Origin of the sequence: Herminiimonas contaminans, assembly GCF_015645465.1 — a bacterium.
In the GTDB taxonomy this organism is placed as follows: Bacteria; Pseudomonadota; Gammaproteobacteria; order Burkholderiales; family Burkholderiaceae_D; genus Oxalicibacterium; species Oxalicibacterium contaminans.
Genome location: NZ_JADOEL010000003.1, coordinates 1 through 24,674, shown reverse-complemented (window position 1 = coordinate 24,674; position 24,674 = coordinate 1). Strand labels below are relative to the sequence as shown.

The 24,674-nt window shown below is 53.9% G+C and carries 32 protein-coding genes and 1 tRNA gene; 6 read left to right on the top strand and 27 right to left on the bottom strand.

The genetic code is table 11. The features are described 5' to 3' along the window. Positions 1–26: 26 nt before the first annotated feature. The gene (locus IXC47_RS04615; protein WP_195874862.1) at positions 27–758 is read left to right on the top strand and encodes a TetR/AcrR family transcriptional regulator; all 732 of its coding nucleotides are present in this window, start codon (positions 27–29) and stop codon (positions 756–758) included. 7 nt (positions 759–765) lie between these two features. Here the strand turns inward: IXC47_RS04615 and IXC47_RS04610 are convergent, their stop codons facing one another. Continuing rightward, positions 766–1,551: a uracil-DNA glycosylase family protein gene (locus IXC47_RS04610; RefSeq protein WP_195874861.1), complete on the bottom strand. Its 786-nt coding sequence runs from the start codon at positions 1,549–1,551 to the stop codon at positions 766–768. 66 nt (positions 1,552–1,617) lie between these two features. Continuing rightward, positions 1,618–3,714 carry an excinuclease ABC subunit UvrB gene (gene uvrB / locus IXC47_RS04605; protein WP_195874860.1) on the bottom strand — a complete coding sequence of 699 codons (2,097 nt, stop codon included), beginning with the start codon at positions 3,712–3,714 and terminating at the stop codon, positions 1,618–1,620. 117 nt (positions 3,715–3,831) lie between these two features. Here uvrB and IXC47_RS04600 point away from each other — a divergent pair, with 117 nt between their 5' ends. Together IXC47_RS04600 and IXC47_RS04595 are read left to right on the top strand one after the other, a co-directional pair. Continuing rightward, complete coding sequence (locus IXC47_RS04600; protein WP_175626511.1) at positions 3,832–5,046, top strand: amino acid aminotransferase; 1,215 nt, start codon at positions 3,832–3,834, stop codon at positions 5,044–5,046. 103 nt (positions 5,047–5,149) lie between these two features. Further along, positions 5,150–5,225 (top strand) — tRNA-Asn (locus IXC47_RS04595). Here the strand turns inward: IXC47_RS04595 and IXC47_RS19560 are convergent. The 20 genes from IXC47_RS19560 to IXC47_RS04490 form a co-directional block, all read right to left on the bottom strand. Beyond that, entirely contained in the window at positions 5,184–6,758 is a 1,575-nt protein-coding gene (locus IXC47_RS19560) for a recombinase family protein (RefSeq protein WP_407651076.1), read from the bottom strand. The two genes, IXC47_RS04595 and IXC47_RS19560, sit on opposite strands and share 42 nt — an antisense overlap. After that, positions 6,755–7,066, bottom strand: a complete 312-nt coding sequence (locus tag IXC47_RS04580) for a hypothetical protein (RefSeq protein WP_195874859.1) — start codon at positions 7,064–7,066, stop codon at positions 6,755–6,757. The genes IXC47_RS19560 and IXC47_RS04580 overlap by 4 nt, the downstream gene beginning before the upstream one ends. Positions 7,067–7,581: 515 nt before the next feature. After that, positions 7,582–8,580 carry a tyrosine-type recombinase/integrase gene (locus IXC47_RS04575; RefSeq protein ID WP_195874858.1) on the bottom strand — a complete coding sequence of 333 codons (999 nt, stop codon included), beginning with the start codon at positions 8,578–8,580 and terminating at the stop codon, positions 7,582–7,584. Between the two features lie 570 nt (positions 8,581–9,150). After that, positions 9,151–9,480 (bottom strand): hypothetical protein, encoded by a 330-nt coding sequence (locus IXC47_RS04570; protein WP_195874857.1) that lies wholly within the window; start codon positions 9,478–9,480, stop codon positions 9,151–9,153. After that, positions 9,473–9,976, bottom strand: a complete 504-nt coding sequence (locus IXC47_RS04565) for an ASCH domain-containing protein (RefSeq protein WP_195874856.1) — start codon at positions 9,974–9,976, stop codon at positions 9,473–9,475. Before IXC47_RS04565 ends, IXC47_RS04570 begins: the two co-directional genes overlap by 8 nt. Further along, positions 9,973–11,076: a phage Gp37/Gp68 family protein gene (locus IXC47_RS04560; RefSeq protein WP_195874855.1), complete on the bottom strand. Its 1,104-nt coding sequence runs from the start codon at positions 11,074–11,076 to the stop codon at positions 9,973–9,975. Before IXC47_RS04560 ends, IXC47_RS04565 begins: the two co-directional genes overlap by 4 nt. Positions 11,077–11,187: 111 nt before the next feature. Then, positions 11,188–13,944, bottom strand: a complete 2,757-nt coding sequence (locus tag IXC47_RS04555) for a toprim domain-containing protein (protein WP_195874854.1) — start codon at positions 13,942–13,944, stop codon at positions 11,188–11,190. 28 nt (positions 13,945–13,972) lie between these two features. Then, positions 13,973–14,491 carry a DUF7673 family protein gene (locus IXC47_RS04550; protein WP_195874853.1) on the bottom strand — a complete coding sequence of 173 codons (519 nt, stop codon included), beginning with the start codon at positions 14,489–14,491 and terminating at the stop codon, positions 13,973–13,975. A 186-nt stretch (positions 14,492–14,677) separates the two neighbouring features. Further along, positions 14,678–14,869, bottom strand: a complete 192-nt coding sequence (locus tag IXC47_RS04545; protein ID WP_195874852.1) for a hypothetical protein — start codon at positions 14,867–14,869, stop codon at positions 14,678–14,680. Positions 14,870–14,928: 59 nt separating this feature from the next. Further along, positions 14,929–15,198 (bottom strand): hypothetical protein, encoded by a 270-nt coding sequence (locus IXC47_RS04540; RefSeq protein ID WP_195874851.1) that lies wholly within the window; start codon positions 15,196–15,198, stop codon positions 14,929–14,931. Next, positions 15,173–15,859 carry an HNH endonuclease signature motif containing protein gene (locus IXC47_RS04535; protein WP_230089401.1) on the bottom strand — a complete coding sequence of 229 codons (687 nt, stop codon included), beginning with the start codon at positions 15,857–15,859 and terminating at the stop codon, positions 15,173–15,175. Before IXC47_RS04535 ends, IXC47_RS04540 begins: the two co-directional genes overlap by 26 nt. Next, on the bottom strand, positions 15,859–16,095 hold the full coding sequence (locus tag IXC47_RS04530) for a hypothetical protein (protein WP_195874850.1): 237 nt from the start codon (positions 16,093–16,095) through the stop codon (positions 15,859–15,861). Before IXC47_RS04530 ends, IXC47_RS04535 begins: the two co-directional genes overlap by 1 nt. After that, positions 16,092–16,556 (bottom strand): hypothetical protein, encoded by a 465-nt coding sequence (locus IXC47_RS04525; RefSeq protein ID WP_195874849.1) that lies wholly within the window; start codon positions 16,554–16,556, stop codon positions 16,092–16,094. Before IXC47_RS04525 ends, IXC47_RS04530 begins: the two co-directional genes overlap by 4 nt. Positions 16,557–16,560: 4 nt before the next feature. After that, a complete protein-coding gene (locus tag IXC47_RS04520; RefSeq protein ID WP_195874848.1) occupies positions 16,561–16,806 on the bottom strand; it encodes a hypothetical protein in 246 nt (81 codons plus the stop codon). Further along, the gene (locus IXC47_RS04515; RefSeq protein WP_195874847.1) at positions 16,796–17,002 is read right to left on the bottom strand and encodes a hypothetical protein; all 207 of its coding nucleotides are present in this window, start codon (positions 17,000–17,002) and stop codon (positions 16,796–16,798) included. The genes IXC47_RS04520 and IXC47_RS04515 overlap by 11 nt, the downstream gene beginning before the upstream one ends. Continuing rightward, entirely contained in the window at positions 16,999–17,376 is a 378-nt protein-coding gene (locus IXC47_RS04510; protein WP_195874846.1) for a hypothetical protein, read from the bottom strand. The genes IXC47_RS04515 and IXC47_RS04510 overlap by 4 nt, the downstream gene beginning before the upstream one ends. Then, entirely contained in the window at positions 17,373–17,567 is a 195-nt protein-coding gene (locus IXC47_RS04505; protein WP_195874845.1) for a PRC-barrel domain-containing protein, read from the bottom strand. The genes IXC47_RS04510 and IXC47_RS04505 overlap by 4 nt, the downstream gene beginning before the upstream one ends. Continuing rightward, positions 17,564–18,238, bottom strand: a complete 675-nt coding sequence (locus tag IXC47_RS04500; RefSeq protein ID WP_195874844.1) for a tyrosine-type recombinase/integrase — start codon at positions 18,236–18,238, stop codon at positions 17,564–17,566. The genes IXC47_RS04505 and IXC47_RS04500 overlap by 4 nt, the downstream gene beginning before the upstream one ends. A 527-nt stretch (positions 18,239–18,765) precedes the next feature. Beyond that, a complete protein-coding gene (locus tag IXC47_RS04495; RefSeq protein WP_195874843.1) occupies positions 18,766–19,245 on the bottom strand; it encodes a phage regulatory CII family protein in 480 nt (159 codons plus the stop codon). A 142-nt stretch (positions 19,246–19,387) separates the two neighbouring features. Continuing rightward, the gene (locus IXC47_RS04490; RefSeq protein ID WP_195874842.1) at positions 19,388–19,597 is read right to left on the bottom strand and encodes a hypothetical protein; all 210 of its coding nucleotides are present in this window, start codon (positions 19,595–19,597) and stop codon (positions 19,388–19,390) included. A 139-nt stretch (positions 19,598–19,736) separates the two neighbouring features. Here IXC47_RS04490 and IXC47_RS04485 point away from each other — a divergent pair, with 139 nt between their 5' ends. From IXC47_RS04485 to IXC47_RS04475, 3 genes are all read left to right on the top strand, one after another. Next, positions 19,737–20,498, top strand: coding sequence for a hypothetical protein (locus IXC47_RS04485; protein ID WP_195874841.1), 762 nt, complete (start codon positions 19,737–19,739; stop codon positions 20,496–20,498). Between the two features lie 14 nt (positions 20,499–20,512). Further along, the gene (locus IXC47_RS04480; protein ID WP_195874840.1) at positions 20,513–21,346 is read left to right on the top strand and encodes a DUF2971 domain-containing protein; all 834 of its coding nucleotides are present in this window, start codon (positions 20,513–20,515) and stop codon (positions 21,344–21,346) included. A gap of 91 nt (positions 21,347–21,437) precedes the next feature. Next, a complete protein-coding gene (locus IXC47_RS04475) occupies positions 21,438–22,490 on the top strand; it encodes a tyrosine-type recombinase/integrase (protein WP_195874839.1) in 1,053 nt (350 codons plus the stop codon). Between the two features lie 11 nt (positions 22,491–22,501). Here the strand turns inward: IXC47_RS04475 and IXC47_RS04470 are convergent, their stop codons facing one another. Genes IXC47_RS04470 through IXC47_RS04450 form a run of 5 tightly spaced genes read right to left on the bottom strand, consistent with a single transcriptional unit; the run spans position 22,502 to position 24,519 of the window. Beyond that, the gene (locus tag IXC47_RS04470) at positions 22,502–22,993 is read right to left on the bottom strand and encodes a hypothetical protein (protein ID WP_195874838.1); all 492 of its coding nucleotides are present in this window, start codon (positions 22,991–22,993) and stop codon (positions 22,502–22,504) included. Between the two features lie 7 nt (positions 22,994–23,000). Then, positions 23,001–23,444 carry a hypothetical protein gene (locus IXC47_RS04465; RefSeq protein WP_195874837.1) on the bottom strand — a complete coding sequence of 148 codons (444 nt, stop codon included), beginning with the start codon at positions 23,442–23,444 and terminating at the stop codon, positions 23,001–23,003. After that, complete coding sequence (locus IXC47_RS04460) at positions 23,441–23,707, bottom strand: hypothetical protein (RefSeq protein WP_195874836.1); 267 nt, start codon at positions 23,705–23,707, stop codon at positions 23,441–23,443. The genes IXC47_RS04465 and IXC47_RS04460 overlap by 4 nt, the downstream gene beginning before the upstream one ends. After that, positions 23,704–24,105 carry a hypothetical protein gene (locus IXC47_RS04455; protein ID WP_195874835.1) on the bottom strand — a complete coding sequence of 134 codons (402 nt, stop codon included), beginning with the start codon at positions 24,103–24,105 and terminating at the stop codon, positions 23,704–23,706. The genes IXC47_RS04460 and IXC47_RS04455 overlap by 4 nt, the downstream gene beginning before the upstream one ends. A 15-nt stretch (positions 24,106–24,120) precedes the next feature. Further along, on the bottom strand, positions 24,121–24,519 hold the full coding sequence (locus tag IXC47_RS04450) for a phage tail protein (protein ID WP_195874834.1): 399 nt from the start codon (positions 24,517–24,519) through the stop codon (positions 24,121–24,123). Between the last annotated feature and the right edge of the window lie 155 nt (positions 24,520–24,674).

The window sequence follows — 24,674 nt, the reverse complement described above, 5'->3', positions numbered from 1 at the left end:
ACTGAAACCTCGTTTCGATATCTGCAATGGCCACACGCATCTCCAAGACCCCGCAATCGCCTACCCAAAAAGCCGATAAAAAACGAATTGAAGTCCTCAAGGCAGCTGGCAAATGTTTCCGCAAAACCGGCTTCCACCAAACCTCCATGCAGCAAATCTGCGCTGAAACCGGCCTCGGCCCGGGTGCGGTCTATCGTTATTTCACCGGCAAGGAAGCCATCATTGAAGCTATGGTGGAAGATGAGCGCCGCCAGACCCGCGCGATGTTGCTGCAAATGCGCGATGCCGAATCACTACAGCAAGCACTGAACACCACCACCCGCCTGTTCGCAGAACGTTATCGCGCGGGTGGTGACGCCAGCCTGATGACGGAAGTCTATGCAGAAGGCATGCGCAGCAAACGCGTAGGCACGGTGCTGCGCAAGATAGAAGCGGAATGGATCATGGGCCTGACCAACCTGCTGCGGGTTGCGCAGGCGCGCGGACAGATGGACGCTTCACTGGATGCGGCGCAAACCGCCTTGTTCCTGACGGGGATGTGGGATGGGATGGTGATACGCCAGCATTTCCACGCGCATGATGATCAGCACGCGTTGCCTGCGTTCTTTGAAACCATGATTTCGCGGCTGCTTACACGTGAAAGCAAACCGGAAAAACCAGGCAAAGCTGCAGCGACACAAGCAAGTGCTGCCGCTCCGGCGAATGAAGCCAAAGAGCCAGCAGAAGCGACCGACCTGCGCCAGCTCAGCCTGATTTAAAACAACTCTATTTCTGCAATAAATGCATAGGGCCAAACAGGTCCTGCATCACCGCATTCGCGATAAAGCTCAGGTTATACGGGTGCTCGGAAGCCCTCTTCGGGAAGCGCCCGCTCTCAGGCAAAGCCTCCAATTGCACCGCTATCTTGCCCCATAAGACTAGCGTCGGCGCGGTCTGGCCTGCCCGTTGCGCATGATCAGCCAAAGCCGCCAGCACGGTTTGCAGGAACGGCAGCCAGGCTTTCGCATCCTTCACCGGCGCGACATGGGCGCGGAATACCAGCGAAGCATTCAACAAGAGGAAGCCATGCTGCGTCAGCTTGTCCTGCAACTCAGGCAAGGTCTGGATCACTTTAGCCGGCTCCGCCTGCGCCTTCTGCGATACGCCCGCCAAAGCATCGCCGGTGGTCTGCTCTACCGCCAGTTGACCATCCGCTACCAACAGCATTTTCATGAAATTGCGCAGTGACGTAGCGCGATTGACCTGCTTGGACAAACCCTTGTCTGACCATAGCGACGACACCGCACCGTCCATAAAGCAAACCCCGGTCGCACTATCCGGACGCGGATAAGGCCCCTCGCCCACCAATACATAGTGCACAGCGGCCAGCGGCTGCTTGAAGGCAGCAAACAGGCGACCACCATTTGGCAGGAAATCATCACCGGCCAGCGTAGGCAAATAATCGGGAGCGGCCTGATGTACTGCTTGCAGGCCAGCCAGCAGAATAGGACGCCAGGATGCGTCGGCGGCATCCAGCATGGCAATAAAGGTAGGTGGAATTGTGTGCGACATAGCTTGATAGCGAGCGGGCGAAGCAGCGATTGTAGCCGCTAGTTCGCCCGACACAAGCCTAAATCACTATTGATTACCCGCCAGCGGTGTGACGTTATCAGCGCCCGGCGCGCCAAACAGCTGCTCTTTGAGGATGCGCAACTGATCACGCATCTGCGCCGCCTTTTCAAACTCCAGGTTCTTCGCATGCACCAGCATTTGTTTTTCCAGGCGTTTGATTTCCTTGCTGACCTGCTTCTCGCTCATCGCCTCATATTTGGCGTGCTCCTGCGCAACCTGCAACTCGAGGCGCGCTTCCTGCGGACTGTAGACGCCATCGATCAACTCACGGATATTCTTTTTGATACCCATAGGCGTGATGTTATTCGCCGCATTGAAAGCAATCTGCTTGGCGCGACGACGCTCGGTTTCATCGATGGCGCGGCGCATGGAGTCGGTGACCTTGTCGCCATACAGTATCGCCATCCCGCTCAGGTTACGCGCGGCACGGCCTATGGTCTGGATCAGGCTGCGCTCGGAACGCAAAAAGCCTTCCTTGTCCGCATCCAGAATCGCCACCAAAGACACCTCAGGCAAATCCAGCCCTTCGCGCAATAAGTTAATCCCGACCAAAACGTCGAACGTACCCAGGCGCAAATCGCGGATGATCTCGACCCGTTCAACCGTATCGATATCGCTGTGCAGGTAACGCACCTTCACGCCGTTATCCGTCAGGAACTCTGTCAATTGCTCGGCCATACGCTTGGTCAGCGTGGTCACCAGTACGCGCTCATTCTTCTTCACGCGATCGGTAATCTCCGACATCAGGTCATCTACCTGAGTCGACGCCGGACGCACGCTGATAATCGGATCGACCAGGCCGGTAGGACGTACCACCTGCTCGACCACCTGGTCGGCATGTGTATTCTCGTAGTCAGCAGGTGTTGCCGAGACGAACACCATCTGCCGCATCTTGCCTTCGAACTCATCGAAGCGCAGCGGCCGGTTATCCAGTGCCGACGGCAAACGGAAGCCGTAATCGACCAGATTGGTTTTACGTGCCCTATCGCCGTTATACATACCGTTGAGCTGGCCCATCAGGACGTGCGACTCATCCATAAACATCAGCGCATCCTGCGGCAGGTAGTCCACCAACGTCGGCGGCGGATCGCCCGCCTTGGCGCCGCTCAGGTGGCGTGAATAGTTTTCGATGCCTTTGGTAAAGCCGATTTCCTGCATCATTTCCAGGTCGAAACGGGTACGCTGCTCTAGGCGCTGCTCTTCTACCAGCTTGCTTTCCTGGCGGAAGAACTCCAGACGCTCGCGCAATTCATCCTTAATCGTTTCGATCGCGCGCAGCACGGTGGCACGCGGCGTCACGTAATGCGAACCTGGGTATACGGTAAAGCGCGGGATCTTCTGTTTGACGCGGCCGGTCAGCGGGTCAAACAGCTGTAAACTTTCAATCTCGTCATCAAACATCTCCAGCCGGATCGCCAGCTCGGCATGCTCGGCCGGGAAGATATCTATAGTGTCGCCGCGTACGCGGAAGGTACCGCGACCAAAATCGACCTCGTTGCGCGTGTATTGCATCGCGATCAGGCGCGCAATCACATCACGCTGGCTAACCTTGTCCTTGGCACGCAAGGTCAGGATCATCTGGTGGTATTCGCTCGGGTTACCGATACCGTAAATCGCCGACACCGTCGCAATAATCACCACATCGCGCCGTTCCATCAGCGATTTGGTACAGGACAGGCGCATCTGCTCGATGTGCTCATTGATGGACGAATCTTTCTCAATGAACAAGTCGCGCTGCGGTACGTATGCTTCCGGCTGGTAATAATCGTAGTAACTGACGAAGTACTCGACCGCGTTTTCCGGGAAAAACTCGCGGAATTCACTATATAACTGTGCCGCCAGCGTCTTGTTAGGCGCAAACACGATGGCCGGACGCCCCATGCGGGCGATCACGTTAGCAACTGTATAAGTCTTGCCGGAACCGGTTACGCCCAGCAGCGTCTGGTAAAACAGACCATCTTCGATGCCTTCGGCCAATTTCGCAATCGCAGTCGGCTGATCCCCTGCCGGCGGGAACGGCTGATGCAGGCGAAACGGGGAGTTCGGGAAGGTAACGATTTTCGATTCGTCAACTGGATTGGAAACCTGGGATAAATCAGCCATTTAAATCCGACCTTTGGTAAAATAGTGAGTCGCATTTCCCGCAAGACTTTTGGCCTTGCGCTTCATACAACCCGTCTGCAACACCACCGTTTGCAGCTAACTTTTGATGTTATCACGATGAACGCACCTCTTCCTGCTTCGCTCCTCAACGCCATCGAAATGGCGCCCCGTGACCCGATTCTTGGTATTACCGAAGCATTCAATGCTGACAAGAATCCAAACAAAATCAATCTTGGTGTCGGCGTATACAACGACGACAACGGTAAGTTGCCACTGTTGGAATGCGTACGTAAAGCCGAAGTACTGCTGGCAGAAAAACTGTCGCCACGCGGTTACCTGCCTATCGACGGCCTGGCTGCTTACGACAAAGCAGTACAAGAACTCGTATTTGGTGCCGATAGCGCAGTAGTCAAGGAAAAACGTGCAGTGACCGCGCAAGCAATCGGCGGCACCGGCGCATTGAAACTGGGCGCTGACTTCCTGAAACGCTTCGCACCTAATGCACAAGTCTGGATCAGCGATCCAAGCTGGGAAAACCACCGCGCACTGTTTGAATCGGCTGGCTTCGTAGTTAACAACTACCCATACTACGACGCAGCAACCCGCGGCGTGAACTTCAGCGGCATGCTGGACACCCTGAACTCGATCCCAAGCGGCTCCATCGTTCTGTTGCACGCTTGCTGCCACAACCCAACCGGCGCAGACCTGACCGACGCACAATGGGCGCAAGTCATTGAAGTCGTATTGAAACGCGGCCTGATCCCATTCCTCGACATGGCTTACCAAGGCTTTGGCGACGGCATCGAATCCGACGGCAAAGTAGTTCGTCAATTCGCAGAAGCTGGCGGCCCGGTATTCGTTTCGAACTCCTTCTCCAAATCGTTCTCGCTGTACGGCGAACGTGTAGGCGCATTGAGCATCGTTGCAGTCAGCGCAGAAGAAGCAGCACGCGTCCTGTCGCAATTGAAACGCGTCATCCGCACCAACTACTCCAACCCACCTATCCACGGCGGCCAAGTCGTTGCAACCGCACTGGCAACACCTGAACTGCGTGCACTGTGGGAACAAGAGCTGGCTGACATGCGCGTACGTATCCGTGACATGCGTCAAGCATTCGTACAGAAGTTGAAAGAGCAAGCACCAGCGCACAACTTCGACTTCGTTATTCAGCAACGCGGCATGTTCTCGTACTCTGGCCTGACCAAAGAACAAGTCAATCGCCTGCGTGACGAATACTCGATCTACGCTATCGACACTGGCCGTATCTGCGTCGCAGCTTTGAACACACGCAACATCGATTACGTCGTTGGCGCAATCGCGAAGGTCATTTAATACGTAGTAGTAAAAGCGCGATAAATATTTTTGCAAAAAACAAAGAAATTTATCGCGAAAGCTTTGACAAGTGAGAGTTCTTGATACATAATCTCGCTTCTGTTCCCTGATAGCTCAGTCGGTAGAGCGACGGACTGTTAATCCGCAGGTCCCTGGTTCGAGTCCAGGTCGGGGAGCCACTTATTCTTACTATGAACCACGGATGTTTCGTGGTTCATTAGTTTCGAAGAGTCGTATTCAATAACGACTTTATCGGCTTCTAGTACTACCCTCTTCACAAACGAGCTGAAGAATGTGCGTAGTGTCACTGGATCCTCACAATTCAGCACCAATCCCCTTAATGTATCTGCAGCGTCAACGATATCCTTTTCGCTGATATCAAGCACTGGATCTGCTTCTGCTTCCAGCGCAATCAGGTTTATCTCCCAGTTTTCGATCTGCTGCTTCAATTCACGCATGCGCTCCGTCAAATCGCCAAGGTTAGGCGCATCTTTGCCATGCAGCTCAAGAATTTCAAAAAGCTTGCTGCGTTTCTTTTCACACATGCGGATCTCGGCGACGATGTTGGCGCGGCGCTTCTCCCGATCTGACCACCACTTGCTGGCCTCACTTTGAATTTCACGCACGATTGTCCGCACTCGATCACGTGTCAGGACCTCATCCAGCATGACCTGGATCAGATAATCGTCGACTTCGGTGGCATTTACTCTGCGTCCCTTGCAGCCTTGATGTTTTTTTGCATTCGCGCAAATGTAGTAGTGGTACACCTTGCCGCGGCCGGTGCCGCTAGCTATATGCATAGCGCAATCACATTGACCACAACGCATCATGCCGGTGAAAAAATGCTGACTATGCGGACTACCGGTGTCCACCAACGGTGCACGGTCGGAAATAGCATTCTGTATTTTCATAAAAGTACTTTCTTCGATAATCGCCGGATGACTTTTTGTCCGGATCCAGTTCTCTTCTGGCTCCAGGGCAAGGGCGTGATGCTTTCGGCGCCCAAAAACGGTATGCCCGGTGTAAGTCTGATTTTTCAATAGATATGTAACGTTGCTTTTGGCCCATTTTTTGCCGCGGTTCAGTCGCCCGTCTTTGTTCAAGCTAATTGCGATCGCACCAGAACCCATTCCTTTCTCGCACAGTCGAAAAATTTCACGGACAAGCATCGCTTCATCATCTTGAATCGCCATACGACGACGCTGGCCCACTTGCTCGACCCGATAGCCAAATGGCACACGGCCACCGTTGAAAAATCCCTCCTGGGCGTTTTTGATCATGCTGCGCTTGGTATCTTTGCTGATGCGACGTGAAGTACTCTCGTCCATCACCTCCAGCAGTGCCTCTACAAACCAGCCTTCGTCTGTTTTGCTGTCGATCGACATCGATACATAGACGACATCGGTACCAATCTTGCGCAAGTCCCGTTTATAGATCGCAGCATCGATCCTGTTGCGCGCAAAACGCGCCGTATCCCAGGCAATAAAATAGTCGGGTTTGTAGAGCTCGCAATATGCGATAGCGTCCTGGAAATCCTGCCGCTTATCAGTCCGTCCAGAGATTCCGTTATCGGTAAAAACACGGACTACAGTCGCGCCAAGCTCGATCGCCTTGGCGTGAGCATGTTGCAATTGACTTTCGATCGGTAACTGACTTTTTGCTTGCTGAGCAGAGCTGACGCGTAAATAAATAATTGCTGTCTTCTGGATCATCGCTTGATCTTATTCTTCTTGTTCAAACGGTATATGTGATTTATCGAGATCTTTTCACACAGCTGGGTTTGCACCCTTTTTTGTATCTCGCTTGGCGGCACTCCCTGCCGTGCGAGGTTTTCTACAAAGCGGTTTTTCTGAAATTTAAGGTAGTTTGAGTATGGTCTGAGCGTTGGCGACATTGAGGCGCCGCGGCCGCCGGCGTCCGGCATCGTGTCTCGGTGCGCGTCAAGAACGCGCCACATCCCCAGGAAGGCATCCACACCTAAAAACTCGGCCACATCCAGCCAGTATTGCTGCATGCCCATGGCATACAGCTCATCGAGCCGCGGATCGTCCGTTTTTTTTACCCCCGCCCGAATCTGAAAAACATCGCATTTATCTTGGTACCCGCCCCTCCCACCGGCCGGGGCCTTACTTCCTTGCCGACCCCCCACCCTCTTAGAACTTGGTGCCAGGGGTGATGCTGGGGAGGTCAACTGCTGCACCATCATTGCAATTCCGGTGGCTGAGTTTCGCTTTACATGCTGTTCAGGCGCGTCTGTAGCCTCTGCAGCAGGCGCATCAGTTTCGCTTTCTGACAGACCGCGAAGGTCAGGGAACAGGGAGCCTTGAGGGTTAGTTGTATGTCGCATGATCTGAGTTAGGCCGTTATTGGGTGAAGTTGGGAGGCACGCGGGAATGCTTCATTTCATCGATAGCTGTCACTCTGTAGATGCATGTATAAGGTTTTGGCACACGCCGCATATATGGTGAGTTGTGTGCGGCGTTTGGATGTCCGGATGCGGCCATGGCAATGTCTCGCTAAAAAATTAAGATCCCGTCAGGAAGGACGGCGAAGCTTTGAAATCAGATCGCCGACTGGCGTCCGGATCTTGGTAAATGGATTGGCCCGATCTGCCTCGGCCATTTTTTTGCGCATGGCCAGGTGGGTGTAGATCGCGGTCGACTTGGGATCCTCATGTCCCAGCAGCTCTTGCCTGATCAGCAGATCGACGTCCGACTCTGCCAGCTCGGTGCCGAATAGGTGACGCAATGCGTGCGGGTGCATTTGGCTTTCTGGAATACCTGCTTTGCGGCCGTACTTGCGCACCACCTCCCATATCGCGCGCGGCGCCATACGTCGCTCTTCGCCGATATAGGCATGCGCCGGCACTGTCATGTTGTTAAGCGACACAAACAGGACCTTGTCACCGTTAGGCAAGGTACGATCAATACGCTGCAGATCCTCATGCTCCAGATACAGTCGCAGAACCATATCGGCCTCACGTGGCACCGGCAGCGATCGTTCTTTATCGCCCTTTTCAATCACCTTCAGAATGTAGCGACGATCCCCCTTGTATTCGGACGTAATCAGGTTCGATTCATTCAGGCAGGAGACACCCTCACGGCGCAGGCCACAGCCAAGCAGCAGCGACAGGATTGCAGCATCACGGACACCGGCGAACGTTGAGAAGTCTGGCGCCCACATAATTTTTTCTGCGCTATCCAGCGACATCATGGATGGCAGCTTGCGCCCGGCCGTGGGATAGGTAATCGAAAGGGCCGGATTGGCTTCGATCAGCTTTTTGCTTGTCAGCCATTTATAGAATTCACGCACTGCAGCGACATACGGTCGACGGCCAACTGCCATCACACCCTGCTTATGTAGCCAGAGGCCGGTGTACAGATCCAGATCGTCAGTCGTCACTGCAGTCAGGGAACGGCCTTCCAGGAACACTTCCAGGCGCACCAGGGCAGCTGAATATGAATCGACCGTCCGCTTTGACTTGCCTTCGTTGTGCCGCTTCCAGTCGCTAAATTTTTGAATCAGGTCATTCATCAAATCGTCTCACTCTCACTAAATAATCGTCTGCACCAGGTAACCAGGCGCAGCGCAAGCTGTGGAACTGTGGACGCATCCCCAGGCACGCTTAACTCGTTGATTCCACAATAAAAGCTTGCTTTACGTCATCCACAGAATCGGCAGTTTCTGTAACTGAAATTCGTGGACGCTTTTTTGTGCATTCGGTTTACCTGTGGATTGCCATCGTTAACCTGTGGATACACTCCCTCGGTGTTTTTTGCGTTTCCTCTCCTCTTATTCTTCTTTCTATTCAATTATTTAGAGAGAGAAATAAAGAGATAAAGAACGAGCATTCAATTTTTGCCACCTATGGAAAATTGAATCTATTTCATGGAAAAACACACATGACCTGTGGGAGCAACCCTTTCTAAAAACAATGACTTAGCAAGTTATCCACTGAAATCCACAGCTTATTTGCGCTCTGCGTGGCTCCCATCGATAGAATTTGGCTATATCGCCCCCCTTCCCTTGAAGCTTGGCTCTTGTTCCCGCCCTGATTCTTTGCAGGGGGTACGGGGGAAGACTGCTCGGCAGTAGGCACGGCCGTCACTGTGTTGCAGAATCGTGGGCAACGGCCGGCGCTGAAGGCAGCGGGGCCGACGCATCGACCGCTGCCTTACGGCCTTTCGGATAGCGCCAGTCCTTGTAGCAGGCCTTATACCATTCACTCAGGCCGTCAGCGCTGCATTTCTCTGCAAAGAAGAATTCGGAATCAGCTGGCCAGTGGTCGCGACACTTGGAGCAGCGCTTCTGCAGCTGGTCGATGTCATAGTTGTAGATTCCACTCTTCAACCGGCGCTGCAGTACCTCCGGTGACGGTGTGGCGATCTTGAGCGCGTATGCAGCGCCATTGGGCGCGACGTAGTTATCATTCATGAGGGAATCTCCCTGATAGGTTCGGCACCGTAAAACACGAGGACGCTATATCGTTGAGCGATACCTGGAACGGCATGCCCCTGAACGTACGCCAGAGGCCGGGAAACGCGGTTTTCGGTATGGCTGGCACCTCAAAGAAGCCAAGTTGGCCGCGGTGGGGACTGAATGCAAAAGGCGCAACATCAGCCAGAACAAACCCATGCGGCCCGAAGAACCAGGAACTATCCGACTCTGTAACGCAGTCCACGACCGTCGCGATGCCTACAAAGCCACCGCGCTCGAAATCAGCCGGTGCCGGCATGACGTCGACCAGGTCAGGACGGCTGGCCACGACGCTGTCATAGCCGGCGCGATCGAACTTCAAACCTGCATGTATCAGGATCTGGTTACGTAATTTGGTTGACCAGGTGCGGTTCTCAATGCGCTTAGGATCCGGATACAGGTCTGCATTGACGATAAGCCAGGCCCAGGGCTGGCGAATGGATAGCGCCTTCATTGCGGCACCTCGTTCCATTCGCGGCCATCCAGAAGCCGGCCAGCGGCCACCTTGCCGACTTTCGCCACGTGGGTGATAGATCCCATTCGTGCAGTGCTGCCGGCTTGCTGAAGCGTCACACCATTCCGATCCATCATCGTCCAGCGACGAGCTGGAGCTCGAAATGCACTGTCGCCGCAGTACTCGCCCCATTGCTTGAACAAAAACGGCACCTCGGCCGCAACACATTGGTCGCGTAAGCTACGGATCCAGCTCGGGTGCATTGGGCGTGCGCCGGGTCCACTTTCGCCACCTGCAATCACCCAGTCGATACCCATTTCCGGGCCGATACCGGTGTAGTCACACTCGCTGCAGCACTCATGCGCGCCAGTCTCCGGATCCATTCCGATTCCGTCACGGCTCGTTTCACACGGCAGATATGCGGCGGTCAGATCAACGTGGCTTAACAGTGGTTCCATGCTCAAGAAGCGCTTTTCAGCTGGCACTGACAAGAGTTTTGGAATGTCTCGATCGGCTTCCTCTTGATTGACGATCGTCGCGCCGATCCATACGTTCGCTGGTGGCCGATACTCATCATTCGCTGTCAGCAGTGCACCACGGCACATGGCGACATCGTTGAGCATTTTCTTGGCGTTGCCGATACGCTTCGTCAGCAATAGCCAGTCCAAATTCGGTGTGTCGGTTATCAAATCGAACAAATCCTGACGCCAACGCTGTGGTACCTCGTTATCGAATACGTCTGCGAGGGACGCACAGAAGACGCGAGGGCGTGCCAATTTCAAGCGCATGTCGTCGCAGGAAGGACAAGAAGGCAACCCTTCAGTGAGTGTCCCACCAGCGAAATTCGCATCGTGACCGCGCCATGCACAGCCTTCGCACTGGAAAAAGGGTTTCTTGTTCCAAATGACTGGCTTGTTCCAGTTGCTGACGCTGGTACGACGGCGCGGCGCGCCAGGCCCCCAATTGATGGCTGTGCCAGCACCAAACCGAGCATTGCGCGACTCTGCATAGCAATGATCACAGCCAGGCCCCACTTTCTGGCAGCCTTCCCACGGGTTGAATGTGTGATCTGCCCATTCTATTTTTGTGTTTTCGCTCATATCTCTAAATTGCCATCCCGCATATGGTGAACACGGCAACCACTGACAGCGCCGCAAAAATGTAAAACCCGATCCAAAACCATCGGACCACGGTACTCAATATGGCTTTCATCAATCCTCCTTCACTGATGTAGGTGTAGCGAACAAGCCAAACTGCTCCAGCTTGGCCAACGGCATCGCCTGCAGGTTAGAAACACGCCTGTTATGGATCGTCCGCTCACACGGTTCGCCATCGATGACGCCGGCGTTGATCATTTGTTTTTTGAAAACGCGATCGCTTTTCACCGGCAAACCGTTCCACTTCTCACGCAGTGCTGACGAGCTGGATATGTGATCCATGATGTGGCTGGTCCGGACAAGCAGGCGCGGCTCCCCTACGGTTTCCCAGGCATGCGGATAACTGAAGCGGCCGGCAGCAATCTCAGACAGCGCTGTTTCCATGATCCATACCCACGGCTCACGGTCGGCGCTGGTTTCGCCGATATGGCGGTTCATCGTTTCGAACAGATCCCCGTCAAAGTCCCCCTGGTCAGGCGGGATGCCGGCGTATTCACACAGCAGCTGCCAAGAAAGGAAAACCGCGGCGTAATTGCCCGACATACGCAGGGCACCATCGTCATCACCACTTGCGCGGGATGCGCCAAGGCACATCTCGCGCACCTGGCGATATCGCTCCAGAACTTCAGCCTTGGACAGCTTGGCCAGGAACTCCAGCCAGCTACGGACCGGGAAGCGCGGCAGATCGTCCGGCATCATCGGCCCCTTCTTGCCCGTCAGATCGGTGCGGATGATCTTGCCCAGGAGCGAACGGACCGGCACATCCTCACCGGCCAGCAGCACGGGCGCTGCCAGCAAGTACTCGGTCATGTCGGTACCGCGCCTGGTCACGGTGTACTGATAATTCTCTTGCAGCATGCCGACGGCCTTGTCGATCACTTCCTGCCGGCGTGCGGACAGTTCTTCCCACCCGACCGGGTGGGAAGTATGGCTAATCGATGTCAGCAAGCGGAATTCTGTCTGCAGCGACTGGCCGGAGAACATAGTCATACCGATCGCACGCTCTAGGCGCTTGATCAGGGTCGACTTGCCGGACCCTTTGTCAGACTGGATCATCATGTGTGGCCAGAAGCCCAGGAGCGCCTTCAGGTGCCCTCCAAGCGACCAGACCAAGGGAAGTAACGCCGCATTCCGTTTAAACGTGCCCTGGAAGGCTGTGATGACCTGGCGCGCCTCGCGCTTGGTACCGGTCGGGAAGGTCAAATTGTGATACGGACATTGCTTGTCCGGCTCGGTAAAGTAGCAATCCGGCCCTTCGTTGACGATCAGCTCACCATCACGCCATGCCAGGCCGACAAAGTTGGCGGCGTGCCTGGCACCGAGATCCGCAGTCCGCTCCAGGATGTTGACCATGCGCGAGAACGTGCCAGGATTCCACACCGGTCCGAACTTCTTCCAGCCGTCGATGTTGTGCAGCTGCTCGTCCTGCATCACGCGGCGCTGCAGCACAGGCCCATGGCGAGGCGTCTGTACCGAGACAGAAAAGTAGACCGCCGGCTGGTTGTCCGGATCCCCGGTCATGGTCGACGTGGCGCTGGCCACCGACACCCGCGAAAGCGAAGCAACCCGGAACCCGGCCAGGTCCATGTAAATCGGTGTTTTGATTTTCTCGCCGTCCTCGCCGTCCTTCTCTTCAGTCTTTCCTATGTAGTTCGTGAAATCAGTCCGTACGCGAAACTTCCAGTACTGCGCAAAATCATGGCCAGGAAGGTAAACACGTTTCTTACCCTGTGTTCCTGCTTCAGCTGGCAGACCAGGTATCAGCCACGGTTCGAACTTATCCAGCGCAGCGCGCAGCTTCTCCGGACCAATGTCCTTCAGCATGTCATTGACATCATTGATCGGCTCGTCGTCCTCGTCCTTCCAGTCCACCTGGTCGACCAGCATGGCCCCGATGTTCAAGGACACCATCTTCTCGATGAGTTTCCAGGCAGCTTCCGGGCCCGGGCGATGGCCAGCCATTTTGTGGCCGTCGGCAAATGGTTGATCGTTATCCAGGCAAATGATCACGTGCTTGCCGCGAAGGAAGGACCAATCGCACAAATCCACATTACCCAGGCCGCGCAAGGCGATCACGACGGCTTTCGGGTCGGCCGTCTCGATCGACAATGCATTCGTAGCGGACTCGACGATATAAACGCGTGCAGCCCCTTTCAGGCGCTTCCAGTCGCTGCACCACAGCACGCCGAACTTTTCACCATGGGACTGAGTTTTAACGTCGCCGTTAATCGCTGGATCCAGAAAGCGCAGATCCACCGAAAGCACGGCATTAGTCGTCGGGTGGCGGACAATGAAAGCAGCTGCAGGACCACCGTGGCCGACCTCGCCTGATTTCACCTTCTTCGACGTATGCGAATTAAACCCGAGTGTCTTCGCCTTGATAGCGCGATCGATAACCAAGTCGCTGATGCCGCGGCCGTTCAAGTACTCGCGCACCTCCAGTGCCTGGCCAATACAGCGATCGGCTATAAATTCGGCAAGCGATTTCTCTGCAGGTGGATCATCCGGTTGCTGTTTCTTGTCACGTGGGATTGCGTACATATCGTGCAGCTCACTCATTGCTTCACCGATATCGGTGATGCCCTGCACCCACATGATCAGATCAATGCATGATCCTTTGCTGTGTGGCGAATCGCCACCGCTGTAATCCACAAAGGACCTGCCATCTTTCTTGATTCCGATCGAGGGGCTTTTATCAGGATGATGCGGACTGTGATAGTTCGCATTGGCGCCCTTTCCTCGCTTTAATCCGAGGCGATCAGCCAAATCATGAAGATCAATTCTGTTTTGTAATTCTTTTATGGAAGCCATTACGTCTCTTTTGAATTTGTGTGTGGCTTCAGATTGCGCGGCTGGCCAAGTAATCTGCGACTAACTTCTCGTTGATTGCATTTTGTTCTTTGTCATAACCGGTGAACGACGCAGTACACAAAGCGAGACGTAACTTCCGGCGATCAGGAACAAGCCAATCCCTGGCTAATTGCTCCCAAATCTCACCGCCATTTTCGAAATACATATGCACTTCCATCGCAGGTGTGCGATCCATTTTCAGCACAGCCATGCAGTCGTCAAATATCGACTTGTCTAAGCAACGAAAATCAGTAAGATCGAATTTGAATCGACTGCCGTTGTACAGACTGAGAAGGAACACCGCGACATGGCGGCACTGCCCCGAATCACCCCGTGCAATGTTCACCAATCTGACAAGCGCATCCCGGCCATCGCGGCGGATGTTAGGTAAAGCCTTCTGAGCTTGTTCGCGTTCTTCACGTGCGGCCTGAAAAATAGCAGCGGCTTGTTCTTTATCTTCCTGGCCAACAGCTGGCGCCCCCAAAATCTTCTTCGATGTTTTATCCATGATCGTTTCCTTAAAAATTAGAATTTAAAATCGATACGCAGCTGCCAGAACAACCAACTGACAATGACACCTTGCGGTCTCGATTCAATGCCGTTGCGATCCCTTGGTGTCAGCAACACGGCTGTATTGGGTTTCAAGCACACCGAGTGCTTTACCATCACCAGTTCACGCTTCGATACAGCGAACTTAAATAAGCGGGAGAGAGCCATTACGATCTGCTTTCAGTTGTAGTTTGGTTTGAACGGCGTCGATTGCGGCACGCGCGGCCGCCATGTATTCGATCGAAGGCTTTTTGTCATCGCACTGGCCGCGGCGATAGCACTTCCACACGTCACGTTTCAATGCTTCAGGAACCATGCGCCAGTGGACCAGGCACATGAGCAGTTCCGGTTTGACTGGTTTCGAACAATTGGGGATGTGACACGTGTGAGTCATGATCATCCCCGCAACACATGGCGCGTGATACCGGTGATGCCATTTGGAAGCGCACCATCTGGCACAGCCACCGGTGCGGACTCCAGGAAGCCGCTACCGACGCCACCGGTCGCTTTTGCATTGTCGACTTCGGCCTTGGCGGTATTGACCATGACCTGCGACAGTTCAGAAATAACCTTCGCCTTTTCTATCTCCAGCGTTCCATCTTTCACCGCCGCGATCGTTTCAAATAACATTGCCCGAAGGTCACTTATCGTTTTCTGTTCGCTCATTTTTCAACCTCTTATTGATATGTCTGGTTAGGCTTGCGCGTGCGTAAATTACTTCGTTAATTTCCGCTGGATAGTTATGCCTTGAGTTGCGTTTCATCATTTCTGCAACCGAAAGCAATTCGAGATTTTCAATAACGATGTTTTTCTTATTTCTGTCTTTAAAGCAAACACGATGACCCGAAGGAATCGGGCCGTTATGCTGAATCCAAAGCAGCCAATGCACTGGTACCCAGTCTTTCGGCGGGTAGCCGGTATCTGTCATCTTGCGTTGCAGGTAGCCTTCCTTCGAATACCGTTCACTACCGAGTGGAAGGTAATTGGGGGGCACATTTCCTTTGGCATACTGCGTCTCGGCCATTCGACCAGGTGCGAAGCCCGGCATTTTCTTGCCTTTGTTCGCCGGCTGGTGCCCTTTCGGAAATCGATACTGCGCACCAATCGATGTCAAATTTTTGATACGACCAGAATCTGCACTCTGCAGAAATTCCTCAGATTTTTTCAATTGCAGCTTGGTGGCCATTTTGTAAATGACATGCAATCCACACCCAATTTCAGCTGCAAGGAGCGCAGTTCGTTCGTTCGCATATCGGCTCTGTAGAATTGCAATCTGCTCGTCTGTCCAGTTATGGCGTGGTTTCAGTATTCCCTTAGACTTAGTCATCAATGCACCTTGTGGGCTGGAACGTCTGGCAATCCTGCTTCCCAGTCGGCAAGCAGATTTTTAATCTCGCGCACGCTGTCGACGCGTGGAACGTTGCTGATATAGCTAGCCCGTTCGTCAGTAAAAACCAACAAGGTGAACCCGATCCGCTCACCGGCAACGCCCTCGATAAATTTATCCAGGGCATCGGCGATCGCAGGCATAGCCATGCTGACTTTGATGGTCGAATCCTTCACAGGAAGCCCTCCAGAAAGTCAGGAGTGAGTGCCAGGCGAACGCCAGACTGTCCCATCAGTACCCGACAAGGCTGGCCGCCGGCGCTCAGTCGGATCTGCGTGTGACGCCACGCCTGGTCATATGCATGCACACCGTCATCGGCCAGGAAGGCATCAAGCAGCTGCCTCGCAAACGCATAGACACTGGAACCATGGTCCAGGCGACGCCAGCGGCTCGATGCAACGATGCAACCGATGTCGAGTACTTCCGCACCGGCATAGTCAGCGTCCAGAATTGCGGATGCCTCCAGGTGCGGTATCGGACATTGATCCACCAGGTCGTCAAGCTTGCCGGTCGACGCAGTCACCGGCACCATGAGGGTGACCCCGGCACGGGCGCCGATCAAATGATCCATAGCGCGGTAGATCACGGGAGATGGCTCGTTAAAATTGCGTACGAGCCCTGCAGGAAAATTATTCATCTTGTTACCCCTTGAATATTCGTCGGCAGTGACAGAAGACGCCGAACATGAAACTGCCGGTAAAAACGAAACAAGCAAGGAACTGTCCCCATTGGCCAGACTGCCAGCTGGTGTAGTACCAGGCTGGCTGGCCAATCAATCCAATCCAGCAGCCGTGGTGATGGAAGCGGCCGTTCGGCTTCACCATCAGTGCCACAGCCAAGCTGCTGGAGAACAGGATCCAGGCTTGAATGAAGTGATCAGGCGTCATTGCTTGGGCGCGATGCAGGTGGGATCAGCATGTCCATCAATGTGCGATGCGACTGAGGGGCGATCTTTTCAATGCCACCACAAAGCCGGGCAACAAAGACAGTCATGGCATCACTTGCAGGCTGATTCGACGCATACGCCGCAGCCTTGATAATTTCTGCAGTGAGCGATTCGTCGGTGAGCAGTAATTTCTTCATGCTGGCACCGCCGCTGTCGATGACACACGATTGACGCTATAGACCAGATTGAATCTATGGCCATTGCGTTTGAGGAACGATTCGAAATGCTGGCGCGACGGATCCGACGCATACAGGCGGGGGCTGCCGACTTCAAAGCGATGCGCAGCGATACGGGACCACAATTCGTCAGTCACCACAGGACCAACAGACATAGCGGTAAGACGCAAGGTGCCACAGTCGCTGACCTGCACGATCGGTAGCAGCGCCAGGTCTATGCACGCCTGATTCAATTCATTGACTGCAGTCATGTTCTGCGTCAGCGTGTGCAGGCGCAGGTGATATTCATCGGCAAGCGCTTTCACTGTCTGCCTAAAGAGTTTTGATGTGTTCATTTGTTTTCAAAGTATTCAAGTTCGTCGATCGGCAAACGACGCTCACTGTCGCCAGGGTTGTGCGGTTGAACGAATGCGTAGAGCCGGCCATTAGGGATGTTGTGTCGTACTTCAGTGACCAGACCGGCGCGCATTCCCTTGTGGGTGACTTCACGCCCTATCACCTCTTTGGTGTGTTTAAAACGGATCAACTTGCGCTCCGTTCAAAGTCGGCACGCAACTGCTTCAGGCTCACACGCTTGGATGGCACCGTATCCGTCTGCGTCAGCGCACTCTCCAGCTCTTCGCGTAGCACACCGGTATAGATACCAGTACTACTGATGGAGACATGGCCAAGCGCCTGTTGCGTCACGCCGCGCGGGTCCTTTGCCTGGCTATTGCGCATGATGTTCATTGCCCGGGTATGGCGCAGCCAGTGCGGTGACACATCCGACGTTAATCCGGCGACCTTGGCCCAGTACTTGATGCGGAGCTGATAAGAACGAACGCTCATCGGCTGGCCGCTTTGCCCTGACTGACGGCTGATGATCAGTGCGTGGTCGAGGTTCGACTTGCTATCGCCGACCATTTCAAAATGGATAGTGACTAGATCAGTGAGCGAAGAGCGCAGCTGCTCGGTAACGAAAACTTTGTGGTCGCGGAACTTACCCTTACGATCCTCACGCGGAATGAACAGATACTTGCCGCGCAGCGCGGTCAGAGCAGTGCCCAATTTAATCAGCGCAAATTCTTGTATACGCAGGCCTGAATACAGCAAGGCACGCATCCAGGCATGATCGCGGCGATCTAGTAATGCAGCCGACGTTCCGGCCGCATCGATGAGCTGCTTTTGCTCATCAGGTGGTAAATAGTGGTGAAGCATGTGGTTCTCCATGCGGTTAGTGAATGAACCCGACGCCCTTTCGTCGGGGGAAGTACTCGGTGATGCTTTAAAACGGTGGTGGATCCAGCGCGCTCATCAGTACCAAGGCGATCAAAGCAAAGGCCACGGCGATCACCCCATCGCAGAAATTCTTGAAGGTCATTTCCCACCTCGTCTGATAATTGCAGCTCTAGCCGTGTGTCTTAGTCCCAGGAAGATCGCCTTGATCGCTACGGCCTTTTCGAATGGCAGGCGGTTTGGGTCCAGCTGGCAAGCTGCGTACGCTTCGCGCAGATCCTCGTCGGTCGGTTCCCTGACCACTACTTTCAGAGGTAGGCTTTTTTGATATGGATGGCATGTTCTCGACACGGTTATCTCCCGGCACAAAACACTTCTTGATAATTTCCGTCTTGAAAAGACGGACGAACGCGGATTCAAATCCACCGACGCACATACCTGGCGGGATGTTGTCGACGACTTGAGTGATGCCGGCACGTACAAGCGTTGCCGGAATTGGGCGGTGGGACTTAGTCATCGACAAGTCCCTCAATACGTTTGGTGGCTTCCAGGATGGCCGTGACGTACTGCATGGCCTCGCTTTTGATCTTGGCGAATTCGTCTTTTGAAAATTTCTTGTCGCGCAGAGCCTTCTGCAGCTCTAAATGGAAGTGGCCATCTTCAATGCGGATCTGGCAGAGCATTTCCATCAGCGCAGCGTCAGATACGCCGTCGACCGTCGGGAGTTTCAGGAAGGTGCCGCCAAGGGTGAACGCCATTGCTTCGACGATGCGCGTATCACCAGATACCACCTGGACCAGGACCGCATCAGACAAGGATGGTTTGTGTGGGCTGGTTTCGTTCAGGTTGCACTTGTTATATAGCGTGCCCGTCGGCGTACCGATCTTTGCTGCCATTTCCGGCACGCCGTGATCGTAGACCGTGGCGCGGAACGCCTCCTGCACATCGGCCGGGGGACCGGCACGCAGACGCTTATTGCTTGTTGACATGTGAATCCTGACAAAAAATTAACACCTAAACTTTTTGCCGGTTTCGCTACACTAAACGTTGCATGTAGTAGTGGTAGCTCATCCGGCAGGATGGGGGAAAAACAAAGCCCGCTCGACCGTTGGCGCGGTCGACGGGCTTTTTCTATTTCTTCAGGAGGCGTAATTCGATGCCCTCTTTAATCAGCTCACGGGCGAATCCAGCCTCGCTTAAGTCTGTTTTTTTCCACAAGCGATCAAACTCTTTTTTCAGTTTTTCGCTACGCACGCCGAAGGTGACCATGACTTGCTTGGTCTTGACGGCACGTGGTTTAGTCGATGAAGCGGCTTTACGGAGTGGTTTTTTGGTCGTCATGGTCGTGGTTACGTTTGCTATACTTGGATTTAACTTTTATATAAAAACCCTAATACTTTTTATATATTCATCTTTTGGGGAATTGTAGTCACCTTTTGGTGAATTGCAAAGCTATTTTTGCTCGTCATGAAATTCGTCTATGAAAATTGCTTCAACCACTCTTCCGCAGCGCATAGAGCTACTCGCTGACGGCCGCACTCTTTACCCGTGGGCGAAGCGCATAGGTGTCAATAAAGGATCGATCGAAAAAGTAATGAAACTGGACGGGGGCTTAAGCGGTGAAACACTGGCCTGTTTTCACCGTACGGAGAATGTCCGGACGGACTGGTTACTGGAAGGTCACGGCGCACCCTTTTATGTCAGCGCCAGAACAAACGATGAAGATGCAGCCGAGCTGCTTGATGAGTATCTGGAAGAACACTGGACCATCACCCTGGTCACCGACGGGCGCCGGTTACTGATAGTGCTGTCACAGCCTGGATCATTTGATGTCAAGGACGGGAAAGATTCGGACGGACATCAAGTGATGCGCCGGGTGGAATACACCATCGTTGAGGTCATCGCAGCACCGATCGGTAAAGCCACCATCACCCGTCTAAAGAGAGGTCGGAAGACATTCAGAGTAGTGACCACCACACCCGAAAGATTCTCAGCAATTGAAAAAGGCAATGTCGGCACTTACAGACTCTTTGAAGCCCCTGACGCAATACTGAGTACCGACAGCATTGAAGAAGTAGACGAACAGTTTTTCTCCCGTTACCTGCAGCCCGAATTATTCCCAGCCACGCCGGACGAAAACGCCCTCCTCGGCAATTACCGCACCATGACGCCAGAGAATCGCCTAGCGGTGGCGCAGGTTGCAAATGCGATGGCCGACTACGCAACGACGACAAAGAAATAAATGGCTATATACCGATGATTCTTTACAAGTATGTGGATCTAGCAACTGGGAAAAAAATACTCGCTAGCGGGGCGCTGTCGTTCACCAAATGCCCTCATTTGAATGACCCATTTGAAACGAAAGCCGGTGATCACCCTGGTGATTCTTTCTGGGGTCCATACAACCGCTACCATGCGATAAGTACCAGCTACCCCATACTTTCGCTGACACGCAATCCATTGAATCCGATTATGTGGTCACACTACGGAGTGGGACACACTGGATTGGTATTTGGTATTGACTGTAATGATGCCGGCTTAAACGACGAGATGACCTGCGTTCTTCCTGCAAAGCACGGCAACATCATCTACACAAAGTCGAAGCCAACGGACTACTACAACGCTTCTGAAAGCGCACATATCTTTGCTGGCCAGTTAAGCAGATTTGATGAAAATTTCATTGAAGCCTTATCGCGAATTTTTCTTTATAAAAGCAGTGAATGGCACTATGAGGAAGAAGTGCGCGTGGTCAAATCAGCTCAGACATTGATTAACGCTGACGCCAAATTCCTTCCGAATGAAACGGCTGACGAATGCAGTCGCTTCCTGTTGCCGATCAGTCGATCTGCAATAAGGTCTGTTCACATTGGCTACCGTACGTATTGTGGGAACTATCACGACACATTCAAACTGATCTCGCTGATTCGAAAAAAACTCCCTGACGCGGCAATCCACACCTACGGATTAGAGTCCAAGTCCTGGACACTCCGCGACGACAAACTGGGCGACGATTGGCAGCGCGTGCTGGCCGAAGATCATGGCTTTACAACCCATGAGCAAGCGGATATCCGCACCATCATCCCGGATTAGTTTTCTGAGGTGACGCCATCTCTACCGGCGCAATCAAGATCTGCCACATCTCAATCCCATCTGTTGCAACAGACAGAATTTTCAAATCTCAATGAAACCATCCAATCGCCTTCGCCGTCCTTTCATCCCCACTCTCGCAGCAATCATCACCAGATACGTATCCGAAGTGTCCATTAGAAAAAAAGGGGCGGAAGCGGAGCGTTCCATTGCACGCGTGTGGCTTGGTACCAGGCTGGCTGGCAGGCCTATCGATCGGATCCGCAATACAGACTTGATTGAACTACGAGACGAATGGCTAAAGGACAAAGCGGCCGCCACGGTAGTGCGACGACTCGCCTTCCTGTCTCACGTCTTTACTGTGTTGCGCAAGGATTGGGGCTGGACCGAGCTGGCCAACCCTGCCCAGTTGGTTCGCCGACCGTCTGTAGCGGATTCACGGGATCGTCGGATCTTCGACCAAATCAAACTCCGTGGCGTATCAGAAGGCGAATGCCCGAGAAACGAGCTTCAGTGGATCATCCAATCATCGCGATCGCTTGAAATGCCAACCATCGCCGTTTTGGCGTCTGAGACCAGCATGCGCCGTAGTGAAATCTGTGGGATCTACAGAGAACACATTGACCTCGTTCACGGGGTAGTCAAGCTGTTCAATACAAAAAATGGCACTTCCCGCGAGGTACCGCTTTCGCCATTTGCAAAGGAAACACTTCGTGTCTATCTGACCGGCAAGCCGCTACGCGGAAAAGTATTCACTATGGCGCCAGGTTCGGTCACCAGGGCATTTATCCGAGCTCGGCAACGCGCACGGGAAAAATACGAATCGCTATGCAGTAAATATGGCCGACGTGCGAATCCCTCTTACTTCATTGATCTGCGCCTTCACGACCTGCGGCACGAATCGACATCCGTCCTTGCCACCATCTTTGATCCTCATGACATGGCCAAAATCAATGGGCAAAAGGACTTAAGGATGGTCATGCGCTATTACCACCCCCGAGGGAGAGAGCTTGCACAAAAGCTTGCCCGTAGCCCGCGTGGTCGACGACAGCTGGCGACATTGAAAGCGCAGCGCCTCGAGCAACGTCTATTGCGTCATCCAATGTTCGACATCCCGACCAATGACCATACGCACGCATTGAAGTAACGTCGATCCGGCTATTTCCCGCTGATGAGTTTCCGCGTCTTTTCCCAGCGAGTCTGGATTTCCGTCAGCTGCTCGGCGTTGGGGACGCAGACTTCGGCATAGTTTCGCTTGGCGATGTCGAGCTCGGCTGCGCATGCGGAATCAACTTCCTGGCTGGTTGTGCCAGGACTGGATCCAGTGCCGGCATCTGCATGCATCCGCTGGGCGTCGTTGAGCATCCCGCCAACAGCAGCAGGCACAGGGCAGTCATTGACAAGGGTAATTTTCGGTTTTGCACGTGCGGCCTCCAGTTGTTTCGCTATACGGTTGATGTAATCGGATGTCCAGCCATCGCTCACTGCACGCAATTCGCGCTCACCATCGAGGGCTTTTTCTACCGCCTTCTTTTCCTTTTCGACCCAGCCGGCGCGCTCTATTCGCATACCGGCCCACAGCAAGCCCAGGACGACCGCCAGGAATGCGATCGCTTTTAGTATTCCGATATATGGCTCGATGAATTTCATGGCCGCCTCAAGGATAAAAAACACGGTTGCCGGATCGTGGCGGCACGATCTGGAAATGTGCCCAGGTTTTGGTCGCTGAAGGATGCTCTTGCCATAGGCCGATTTTTGTCAGCACTTCGGGATGCTTCAGCGCCCAGGCGTCGATATCGCCATCAGGGTCGTACAAATCGCATGCCTGGCAGGTTAAATGCTTGCTGCGAGGCGCAGCGCCCTTGGTACCTGCATTGATCGCACCCGGCCGCCATCCGCTCGACACCGGCGATTTCGTGTCCGGACGGATCTCCTGCACCACCCCGTCGGCTGAAAAAGCAGCAATCAGTTTGTTGATGCGTTCGACCGTTAATGCAGCATTGGCCCGATACTCGGCCGTCAGCTCACTACCGTAAAGACGTTCACGGTTCATGAAGTACTGCGCCAGGGTGATTGATTCGACTACAGCAATTGAGCTCATAACGGCCTCCGATAAACAATGCGTTCGCGGCGTTCAGCCAGGATAAAAACGGCGATACCGACGACCAGGATCGTTTCCGGTATCGACGGATTTCGCGGGTAAAAAATGGGGATCAGCAGCTCGGCCATGCCACCGGCGGTGATCAGGATCCAGGCGAAGCGCATGCCACAAGGTGTAAAGCGATTCATGTTGTTGATCACGAAGAAAATTCCGTGAATCACGATGACCAAGGCGGCAAGCATTGATATGACCAGTTGGATCATGGCGGCGTCCCTTTCTTTGAGCGAAACCAATCGCGGACCCAGTCGATCGCTGCAGGCAACAAGGCCAGGGCCGCTGGAATCAAAACATGTGCGCATATGCCGAGCAGACCGGCCAGGGCAATCCGCAGGAAATCTCCCAGGTCGCGCATCCATGGCACGTAATAGAACGCCCCGAGTGCAAGAACTGGCGCGCAGAATCCGGCCAGTAGTGCTGAACCGGCCAGCCCTCCTATCACCCGCAGTGGCGAAAGGGATGCCGATTGATACGACAGCGAGATCAGACCGCCAGTAAAACCGGCCAGCAGGGTGTCGTATTGCACGCCCATCAGTGAGCCGGTCAATGTGATCGCCCCACCGGCGAACGCGATCGCAGCCGTGGAGCTTGTTGGTTCAGCCATGGCGTCTCCTTTGGTTTACGTGAGTTGTTCTGGAGCTGGAGCTGGAGCCGGTACCGGCGCGACATCCGTGAGCCAGTACGGGATCGGTCCACCGCCGTCATAGCTGACCTGCACACCATCGACCTCCACCAGCTGGTCCAGGTGGTACTGGGCGATCACGGCTGGCTTTTCTTCAGTCGCAGGCGCCACTACGTAGTACAGAACGTCATCACGGTGATCTTCGACCAGCACCCAGGCATCGTTGATCGGCAAGTTACGGCGATTCACCATGCCTGGCGGCGCTTCGTGGGGACGCTCGTCATAGGAAAGATATGGACGATTGAAAACGCCTGGCGCCAGCGCCAACTCGTTTGCGACGGTTTGAAACAAAAGAAAGCCTTTGTAATCGGCTTGGAAAACATCTATGCATTTCATGGGTAAATCTCCTTTTAAATAACGTTTGCACTGCAAATGCAAGGACTATGGGTAGCTTCAAGGCCGACACGCTGCAGGGGCACTGGCACGACCCTAATGGATCTTTGGGGACGGGCATCGGCGGCGGCGGCAGCTCGGGCAGTTGGCAGATCGGA

Bases quoted from the DNA above. Each gene is read 5' to 3' on its own strand.
- IXC47_RS04615 (WP_195874862.1), top strand. From the start codon at position 27: ATGGCCACACGCATCTCCAAGACCCCGCAATCGCCTACCCAAAAAGCC.
- IXC47_RS04610 (WP_195874861.1), bottom strand. From the start codon at position 1,551: ATGTCGCACACAATTCCACCTACCTTTATTGCCATGCTGGATGCCGCC.
- uvrB (WP_195874860.1), bottom strand. From the start codon at position 3,714: ATGGCTGATTTATCCCAGGTTTCCAATCCAGTTGACGAATCGAAAATC.
- IXC47_RS04600 (WP_175626511.1), top strand. From the start codon at position 3,832: ATGAACGCACCTCTTCCTGCTTCGCTCCTCAACGCCATCGAAATGGCG.
- IXC47_RS19560 (WP_407651076.1), bottom strand. From the start codon at position 6,758: ATGATCCAGAAGACAGCAATTATTTATTTACGCGTCAGCTCTGCTCAG.
- IXC47_RS04580 (WP_195874859.1), bottom strand. From the start codon at position 7,066: ATGGGCATGCAGCAATACTGGCTGGATGTGGCCGAGTTTTTAGGTGTG.
- IXC47_RS04575 (WP_195874858.1), bottom strand. From the start codon at position 8,580: ATGAATGACCTGATTCAAAAATTTAGCGACTGGAAGCGGCACAACGAA.
- IXC47_RS04570 (WP_195874857.1), bottom strand. From the start codon at position 9,480: ATGAATGATAACTACGTCGCGCCCAATGGCGCTGCATACGCGCTCAAG.
- IXC47_RS04565 (WP_195874856.1), bottom strand. From the start codon at position 9,976: ATGAAGGCGCTATCCATTCGCCAGCCCTGGGCCTGGCTTATCGTCAAT.
- IXC47_RS04560 (WP_195874855.1), bottom strand. From the start codon at position 11,076: ATGAGCGAAAACACAAAAATAGAATGGGCAGATCACACATTCAACCCG.
- IXC47_RS04555 (WP_195874854.1), bottom strand. From the start codon at position 13,944: ATGGCTTCCATAAAAGAATTACAAAACAGAATTGATCTTCATGATTTG.
- IXC47_RS04550 (WP_195874853.1), bottom strand. From the start codon at position 14,491: ATGGATAAAACATCGAAGAAGATTTTGGGGGCGCCAGCTGTTGGCCAG.
- IXC47_RS04545 (WP_195874852.1), bottom strand. From the start codon at position 14,869: ATGTGCCTGGTCCACTGGCGCATGGTTCCTGAAGCATTGAAACGTGAC.
- IXC47_RS04540 (WP_195874851.1), bottom strand. From the start codon at position 15,198: ATGAGCGAACAGAAAACGATAAGTGACCTTCGGGCAATGTTATTTGAA.
- IXC47_RS04535 (WP_230089401.1), bottom strand. From the start codon at position 15,859: ATGACTAAGTCTAAGGGAATACTGAAACCACGCCATAACTGGACAGAC.
- IXC47_RS04525 (WP_195874849.1), bottom strand. From the start codon at position 16,556: ATGAATAATTTTCCTGCAGGGCTCGTACGCAATTTTAACGAGCCATCT.
- IXC47_RS04520 (WP_195874848.1), bottom strand. From the start codon at position 16,806: ATGACGCCTGATCACTTCATTCAAGCCTGGATCCTGTTCTCCAGCAGC.
- IXC47_RS04515 (WP_195874847.1), bottom strand. From the start codon at position 17,002: ATGAAGAAATTACTGCTCACCGACGAATCGCTCACTGCAGAAATTATC.
- IXC47_RS04510 (WP_195874846.1), bottom strand. From the start codon at position 17,376: ATGAACACATCAAAACTCTTTAGGCAGACAGTGAAAGCGCTTGCCGAT.
- IXC47_RS04500 (WP_195874844.1), bottom strand. From the start codon at position 18,238: ATGCTTCACCACTATTTACCACCTGATGAGCAAAAGCAGCTCATCGAT.
- IXC47_RS04495 (WP_195874843.1), bottom strand. From the start codon at position 19,245: ATGTCAACAAGCAATAAGCGTCTGCGTGCCGGTCCCCCGGCCGATGTG.
- IXC47_RS04490 (WP_195874842.1), bottom strand. From the start codon at position 19,597: ATGACGACCAAAAAACCACTCCGTAAAGCCGCTTCATCGACTAAACCA.
- IXC47_RS04485 (WP_195874841.1), top strand. From the start codon at position 19,737: ATGAAAATTGCTTCAACCACTCTTCCGCAGCGCATAGAGCTACTCGCT.
- IXC47_RS04480 (WP_195874840.1), top strand. From the start codon at position 20,513: ATGATTCTTTACAAGTATGTGGATCTAGCAACTGGGAAAAAAATACTC.
- IXC47_RS04475 (WP_195874839.1), top strand. From the start codon at position 21,438: ATGAAACCATCCAATCGCCTTCGCCGTCCTTTCATCCCCACTCTCGCA.
- IXC47_RS04470 (WP_195874838.1), bottom strand. From the start codon at position 22,993: ATGAAATTCATCGAGCCATATATCGGAATACTAAAAGCGATCGCATTC.
- IXC47_RS04465 (WP_195874837.1), bottom strand. From the start codon at position 23,444: ATGAGCTCAATTGCTGTAGTCGAATCAATCACCCTGGCGCAGTACTTC.
- IXC47_RS04460 (WP_195874836.1), bottom strand. From the start codon at position 23,707: ATGATCCAACTGGTCATATCAATGCTTGCCGCCTTGGTCATCGTGATT.
- IXC47_RS04455 (WP_195874835.1), bottom strand. From the start codon at position 24,105: ATGGCTGAACCAACAAGCTCCACGGCTGCGATCGCGTTCGCCGGTGGG.
- IXC47_RS04450 (WP_195874834.1), bottom strand. From the start codon at position 24,519: ATGAAATGCATAGATGTTTTCCAAGCCGATTACAAAGGCTTTCTTTTG.